This is a genomic window from Streptomyces sp. NPDC002265 (genome assembly GCF_040296125.1).
In the GTDB taxonomy this organism is placed as follows: Bacteria; Actinomycetota; Actinomycetes; order Streptomycetales; family Streptomycetaceae; genus Streptomyces.
Genome location: NZ_JBEOWS010000447.1, coordinates 1 through 6666 on the forward strand (window position 1 = coordinate 1; position 6666 = coordinate 6666).

The 6666-nt window shown below is 70.0% G+C and carries 6 protein-coding genes; 3 read left to right on the forward strand and 3 right to left on the reverse strand.

Translation table 11 applies throughout. The features are described 5' to 3' along the window. Positions 1 to 287 (forward strand): TetR family transcriptional regulator C-terminal domain-containing protein (locus tag ABT085_RS42045; RefSeq protein ID WP_502982950.1); only part of this gene is annotated, 287 nt, incomplete at its 5' end. Between the two features lie 129 nt (positions 288 to 416). Here the strand turns inward: ABT085_RS42045 and ABT085_RS42050 are convergent. Together ABT085_RS42050 and ABT085_RS42055 are read right to left on the reverse strand one after the other, a co-directional pair. Continuing rightward, the gene (locus tag ABT085_RS42050; protein WP_351621112.1) at positions 417 to 1946 is read right to left on the reverse strand and encodes an ATP-binding SpoIIE family protein phosphatase; all 1530 of its coding nucleotides are present in this window, start codon (positions 1944 to 1946) and stop codon (positions 417 to 419) included. Next, the gene (locus ABT085_RS42055) at positions 1936 to 2898 is read right to left on the reverse strand and encodes a PAS domain-containing protein (protein WP_351621115.1); all 963 of its coding nucleotides are present in this window, start codon (positions 2896 to 2898) and stop codon (positions 1936 to 1938) included. Before ABT085_RS42055 ends, ABT085_RS42050 begins: the two co-directional genes overlap by 11 nt. 354 nt (positions 2899 to 3252) lie before the next feature. Between ABT085_RS42055 and ABT085_RS42060 the strand changes: the two genes are divergently transcribed. Further along, positions 3253 to 3633, forward strand: coding sequence for a hypothetical protein (locus ABT085_RS42060; RefSeq protein WP_351621118.1), 381 nt, complete (start codon positions 3253 to 3255; stop codon positions 3631 to 3633). Positions 3634 to 3735: 102 nt separating this feature from the next. Here ABT085_RS42060 and ABT085_RS42065 read toward each other — a convergent pair whose 3' ends face one another. Then, positions 3736 to 4305: a TetR/AcrR family transcriptional regulator gene (locus tag ABT085_RS42065; RefSeq protein WP_351621121.1), complete on the reverse strand. Its 570-nt coding sequence runs from the start codon at positions 4303 to 4305 to the stop codon at positions 3736 to 3738. 147 nt (positions 4306 to 4452) lie between these two features. On the opposite strand from ABT085_RS42065, the gene ABT085_RS42070 reads away from it, so the two are divergent. Continuing rightward, positions 4453 to 6666: MMPL family transporter (locus ABT085_RS42070; RefSeq protein WP_351621124.1), on the forward strand; the 2214-nt coding region annotated here is incomplete at its 3' end.

The following is a 6666-nucleotide window of genomic DNA, read 5'->3' on the forward strand; positions in this document are numbered from 1 at the left end:
ATCTCTCCCTGGAGATGAGCAACCAGGCCGATGCCGTGCGCGGGCGCCTGCAGGAGATATTCGAGGTTCAGGTGGAGATGGTCGAGGCGGTGATCGTCGCGGCTCGGGAGCGTGGGGACGTGACGGTGGCCGACACCCACGACGCCGCCCAGTCGATCGTGGCCCAGCTCGAGGGCCAGGTGCTCTTCGCGAAGCTGTACAACGACCCCTCCCGGCTGAACAGGCTCTGGCCGAGCAGTCTCGCCCTGCTGGGCGTTCCCGATCTCCAGGTCCCGGTCCGCACCTGACGGAGGCCTTTCCGCCTTCGGTCGGTGAGGGTCGCGCTCTCAGTACGACGTCGTGGTGTCGTCCACGGGTGCTACCGCCGATGCAACTGTTCTTGCCTGACCTGGTGGTCCAGGCACCATGGCCGGTCGTCAGGCGGCGACGGCCCCCGTGGGCCCCACGCCCATGGACGGTGGCGTGGCTGGTTTGCGGGCAGGCGGGCACTGGTTCCGGGCCGCATGTCCGGGGAGGTCCTGTTCCGCCCAGACGACCTTGCCGCCCGGTGCCGAGCGGCAGCCCCACCTGCGGGACAGCTTGGCGACGAGGAAGAGACCGCGGCCGTGCTCGTCCGTGGCACGTGCGAGACGTGCCCGCGGGGCGCAGGGATCGGTGTCCGACACCTCGCAGGTCAGGGCCTGGTGCCGGATGAGCCGCAGCCCGATCGGTCCGGTTCCGTGGCTGACCGCGTTGGTGACGAGTTCGCTGACGATCAGTTTCGTAGCATCCTCGAGACCTTCCAGGCCCCATTCGGTCAGCTGCTGTGCCGCGAGGTTCCTGGCGTCGCGGACGGCCGTCTCGTCACGGTGCAGTGTCCAGAACGCCGTCCGGCTCGGGCTCAGCGCGCGGGTGCGGACGAGGAGAAGGGTGACGTCGTCGCACAACGCCTGGTCCGGAAGGTTCTGCGTCGCGATGTCGCAGAGTTCTTCCAGCGATCGGCCGGGTTCCGCGAGCACGCTGCCCAGGCGGCGCATTCCTTCGTCGATGTCGTGGTCGCGCGATTCGACCAGACCGTCGGTGTAGAGGGCGAGGAGACTCCCCTCGGGCAGTTCCAGCTGCACGCACTCGAAGGAGTTCCCGAGTCCCACCCCCAGGGGAAGACCGGCGGCGACGTCGGGGTAGACGACACGGCCCTGCTCGTCAATGATCGCGGGCGGCGGGTGTCCGGCCGACGCCATGGTGCATTGTCGGGTAGCCGGGTCGTAGACGGCGTACAGGCAGGTGGCGCCCGTCACCGCGGGAATCTGCTCCGGGAGGTCGCACTCTTCCTCACCGAGCCTTTGAACCGTGTCGTCGAGGCGGGCCAGCAGTTCGTCGGGGGGTAGCTCCATGTCGGCGAGGGTGCGGACGGCGGTGCGCAGCCGACCCATGGTCGCGGCGGCGTGGAGGCCGTGGCCGACCACGTCACCGACGACGAGGGCCACACGCGCGCCGGAGAGCGGGATGGTGTCGAACCAGTCGCCGCCGACGCAATGGTCCGCGTCTGCGGGCAGGTAACGCGACGCCACCTCGACCGCCATGCCGCCCCGCAAACGGCGCGGCAGCGAGTGACGTTGCAGGGTGAGCGCCGCAGTGTGCTGGCGCGCGTACTGACGAGCGTTGTCCAGTGAGTGCGCTGCGCGGTGGGCGAGCTCCTCGGCCAGCAGCAGATCGGCGTCCTGGAAGGGCACGGGATTCTTCGTGCGCACGAACAGCACCACGCCCAGCAGGGTGCGCCGTGCACGGATGGGTACGACCATGAGCGAGTGCATTCCGTTCTCGCGGATCCGGTGCTCCAGCCCCGGCACCTCGTCGACCCATGTGCCCGGAGCGGTGTCCAGGACCGGCTCCAGGCGGGACTTCCCGGCACTCAGGACTGCGGCGAGGGGCGAGTCCGGCGGGGCGAGGACCAGTTCACCCCGCACCCATGGAGATTCGGGGACCCCGTGGTTGATCGATGCCAGGCCGGCACGTCGCAGGCCGGGTAGGCACGTGCCCGTGGCGCCGATGCCGACCGGGGGGGCCTTCACCGAACGAGACCGACTGTTCCAGGTCCACGGCGACATAGTCGGCGAGCAGCGGCACGGCGAGGTCGGCCAGTTCCTGGCTGATCTGCATCACGTCCAGTGTGCTGCCCAGACGCGCGCCGGCCTCGCCGAGCACGGCGAGGCGCTCGCCCGCCTGTTGGTTCTCGATGACGCTGGAGCTGATCACGCACACCCCCAGCGCCTGCCCGTCGGCGTCCACGAGGCAGTGGCAGGAGACCGAGAGCGGATGCTCCTCGCCCAGGCCCGTGGGCTGCCGCATCCGGTACTCGTGGACCTTGGCGGTACCGCTCTGCAGCACCTGCCTCATCAGCGCCTCGAGCACGTCGGCGCTGTGGTCGGGCTGGGCGTCGCCGATCCAGCGTCCGAGCCGTTGATCATGTGGAGTGCCGTCGTGGCTCCCCATCGCGTCGTTCGCCCAGATGCGCTGTAGCTGCAGGTCCCGGATGACGATGCCGATCGGCGTGCGGGCGATGAGCGGTCCTCGCACCGATTCGTTCAGCCCGTCCCCGTGCGGTACGCCGGCGTCCGTCAGGGACACGAGCCAGCGCAGCGCTCCCTCCCCTCCCCGCAGCATCGAGATCCGCAGGCAGACGTCGAGCATACGACCGTCGCGGTGGCGCGCCTCTGTCGTGCCGGGCCAACCGTTCCGGACGTGGCACTGCTCGACGAAGCCGGATGTCGTCAGCACCTGCGTGAATTCCGGCAGTACGAGGTCGGCGGTGCGGCCCACGGCCTCTCCGGCGGAGTATCCGACAAGCTGCTCGGCGGCCTGTGTCCATCCGACCACCGTTCCCCGGTCGTCCAGCAAAGCGATCGCCGTGTCGGACACGCCAGTAGTAGCCATAGTCGTACCTGGAGTCACCACCTCAAAAGCCGCTGCGGTCACAGTGCTGCCCTCCTTGGACGGCGGGGATTTCCGGCGATCTGACGCCGGGCGGCGATATGCCGCTTTTGCACGATTGACCGAACGGGCGCTGTCTCTGTGACAGCGCTGCGGCAGGGATCGTGTACGGCTCATCACAGATCGCCGTACGCCTGCCTCCTGCCCTGAACGGTCAGCCGGGCATTGCGTCGGGACGCGAAGACCTCCGTGCGGTGCGATTCCGGACGGCTCCACCACACCGGAGATCTTCGCCATGACCACGCCCCGTGACTGTCGCCCCAGCCACCTCACAATGGGCGCATGGCCGCTCTTCGCATCGACCCGCGCCCGCTGAACACCGACGAGCGCGCAGTGCTTGAGCACATCCTGTCGGCAGAGTTCGTCGGCGCGTCGCAACTGCGCAGCCAGCTGGAGCGCACCGAGGTCACCGCCGTCTGGGGACCCGACTCCGTGAGCGTCGACCTGCAGGTCCGGGAACCGTGCGAGCACGCAGCACTGCCGCAGGCGCTCGTGCCCGTGGACGGGCCAGTCCATGACCCGTCAGGCGCATACGTCGGCGAGATCCTCGTGTGGACGGACCGGGGAGTCACGCTCGCAGCCCTGGAGTTCGCCTGGGTCACCGACGAAACGCCCACGTCCCTCCCCGCTGTCGTGGACGGCCGACTCAGCCGGCCGGCCTGACAGGCTCTCTGTACTCCGAGCGCCCGCGGGCCCTGCAGCGAATTCGCCAACGGCGTCTTCCAGCGGACGTGACCTGCTTCGGGCCGGACACGGGACGGGGGATCAGCCCGGCTGCAGGGTGGCGGCGGCGGCGCGGATGAAGGCCATGGCGGTCTCCAGATCGCCGGGCTCGGATCGGTGCATCAGTTCGCCGATGACGCTGGCCACCGTGGCGGCAAGGATGCGGGGGGCGAAGTCGTCGGGGCGCCGGCCCTGCTCTTCGGCGAGGAGGCGGGCGCCGTCCTGGATGACTTCGGCCAGGCGCCCCCCGCACAGGCCCTTGAGCTGCGGGTTGGCTTGCAGCATGCGGTCGTGGAGCCGATCGGACTCGTTCCGCTCGTCCATCTGCCGACGCAGCCACTGCTCCACGGTGTCGAGGATGCCTTGGCCTTCCGGTCGCGTGTGCAGCGTCTGGTCGAGCTCGTCGATGAACGCGTTGAAGTGCGCCATCGCAAGTTCGAGCTTGGACGGGAAGTACAGCGTGACCGTGCGCGGCGACACCTCGGCCGCCTCGGCGATGTCGGCGATGCTCGCGGCGTCGAAGCCCCGCTCGGCGAACAGCTCGTAGGCCGCGGTGAGGATCGCTTCTCTGCGCCGCGTCTTGCTGCGTTCCCTGAGGCTGTCACCCACCATGCCGCAAGTTTACCATCGCTTGCTATTTTACAGTCGATAGTAAAATTACGTTACGCTGCAATTCGTGGGGCGCCGTCGTCGCCCGCCGACGGCCTCCTCGTCCCGGCTCCCCTTGATCGCGGTCTCGACCGGTTAGGAAATGCATCGATGGCTTCACGCCTGTACGCCTGGGCGCGCTGGACGGTTCGCCGCCGCCGCTGGGTGATATCCGCCTGGATCCTCCTGCTCGCCGTCGTCGGCGGCCTGGGGGCGTCCTTGCACGGCAAGACGTCCACGGAGTTCACGGTCCCCGGCGTCGAGTCACAGCGGGCGCAGGATCTGCTCAAGGAGAAGTTCCCGCCGGCAGCCGGCGGTGTCGTACGGATCGTGGTCGCCGCGCCGAAGGGGGCGACAGTCACCGGCCCGGCACAGCAGAAGGTGCTGGACGACGCCCTGCGCAGGGCCGCCCGGGTGCCCGGCGTCGTCGCCGTCTCCCAGCCCGCCACCAGTGGTGCGGTCTCGGCCGACCGGACCGTCGCGTACTCCGACGTGCGGTTCGAGCAGGAGGCCTCGAACGTCCCGCAATCCGCCAAGGACGCGCTGTCCACCGCGATGCAGCCCGTCCGCAAGGCCGGGCTGCAGGTCGAACTCGGCGGCTACGCCATGAATCCGCAGACCAAGGCGGGCGGCCCCGCCGAACTGGCCGGCGTCGTCATCGCCTTCGCGATCCTCGCCGTCGCCCTGGGTTCCCTCGTCGCGGCCGGGCTGCCGCTGGTGAGCGCACTGGTGGGAGTGGCCGTCGGCGTGCTCGGCACGATGTTCGTCTCCCGGTTCGTGACGATGACCGGCACCGCGACCACCCTGGCCCTGATGATCGGCCTCGCGGTCGGCATCGACTACGCGCTGTTCGTCATCTCCCGCCATCGCGAGCAGCTCGCCGATCCGGAGGCCGACTGGGAGGAGTCGATCGCACGGGCCACCGCCACGGCCGGCAGCGCGGTCGTCTTCGCCGGAGCCACCGTCGTGATCGCACTGGCCGCGCTGGCCATCGCCGGCATTCCCTTCCTCACTGTCATGGGCCTGGCCGGCGCCGCGACCGTGCTGATCGCCGTTCTGGTCGCCATCAGCCTGCTCCCGGCCGTGCTCGGCGTGTTCGGCGAGCGGATGCGCCCGCGCCGACGTGAGCGTCCGGACAACCGGCAGGGGCGCGCTCCGGGCTCCTGGGGACTGGCGTGGGCGCGCACGGTCACCCGCGCGCCGGCCGCCGTGCTGCTCGTCGGCGTCGTGGGTCTGCTGGCTGTCGCGCTTCCGGCCCGGGACCTGCGCCTCGGCCTGCCCAGCTACGCCTCCCAGCCCGAGACGAGTACGCAGCACCGCAGCTACGACCTGCTCACCAAGGGCTTCGGACCGGGCTTCAACGCCACGCTCACCACCGTGGTCGACACCGGCCACATCCCCGAGGACCAGCGGCAGGCCACGGTGACGAAGCTGCGTGGCGCGCTGGCGGCCGACCAGGACGTCACCGCCGTCTCGCCCTCGGTGTCCAGCCCCGCCGGCGACCTCACACTCATGGCCGTCGTCCCCAAGTCGAGCCCGGACGCCCAGGCCACGACCGACCTGGTGCACCGCCTGCGCCAGAATTCCGTAGAGGTCGCCGCCGCCGGCGGCACCCTCTACGTCACCGGGCAGACCGCGATGGCCATCGACGTCGCCGGCAAACTCGCGGACGCTCTGCCCCTGTTCATCGCCGTCATCGTCATCCTGGCGCTGATCCTGCTGACCATCGCCTTCCGGTCGGTGCTGGTGCCGCTCAAGGCCGCGCTCGGCTTCCTGCTCTCGGTCGGCGCAAGCCTGGGCGCCTCGGTCTGGGTGTTCCAGCAGGGCCACGCGAACGGCCTGCTGAGCGTGGCCGCCACCGGCCCGGTCCCCAGCTTCCTGCCGGTCCTCCTCATCGGCGTGCTCTTCGGGCTCGCCATGGACTACGAGGTCTTCCTCGTCAGCCGGATGCGCGAACACCACGAGCATCACGGGGACCCGGCCGAGGCGATCGCCCAGGGCATCGCCCGCAGCGCGCGCGTGGTCGTGGCCGCCGCACTGATCATGGTCGCGGTCTTCGGCGGCTTCATCTTCAACGAGGACCCGATCATCAAGTCCATCGGCTTCGCGCTCGCCTTCGGCGTGTTCGTCGACGCCTTCGTCGTCCGCATGACGCTCGTGCCCGCCGTCATGGCCCTGGTCGGCCGGCACGCCTGGCGCATGCCCGGGTGGCTCGACCGTCTGGTGCCGGACGTCGACATCGAGGGCGCACGGCTCCCGGCCCTCGCCCCGGCCGAGCCCGGTACACCGGAAAGCCGGACGGACCACGAGCTGGCCGTCCGGAGC

Excerpts from the sequence above, each read along its gene's own strand:
- ABT085_RS42060 (WP_351621118.1), top strand. The coding sequence starts at position 3,253 with ATGGCCGCTCTTCGCATCGACCCGCGCCCGCTGAACACCGACGAGCGC.
- ABT085_RS42065 (WP_351621121.1), bottom strand. The coding sequence starts at position 4,305 with ATGGTGGGTGACAGCCTCAGGGAACGCAGCAAGACGCGGCGCAGAGAA.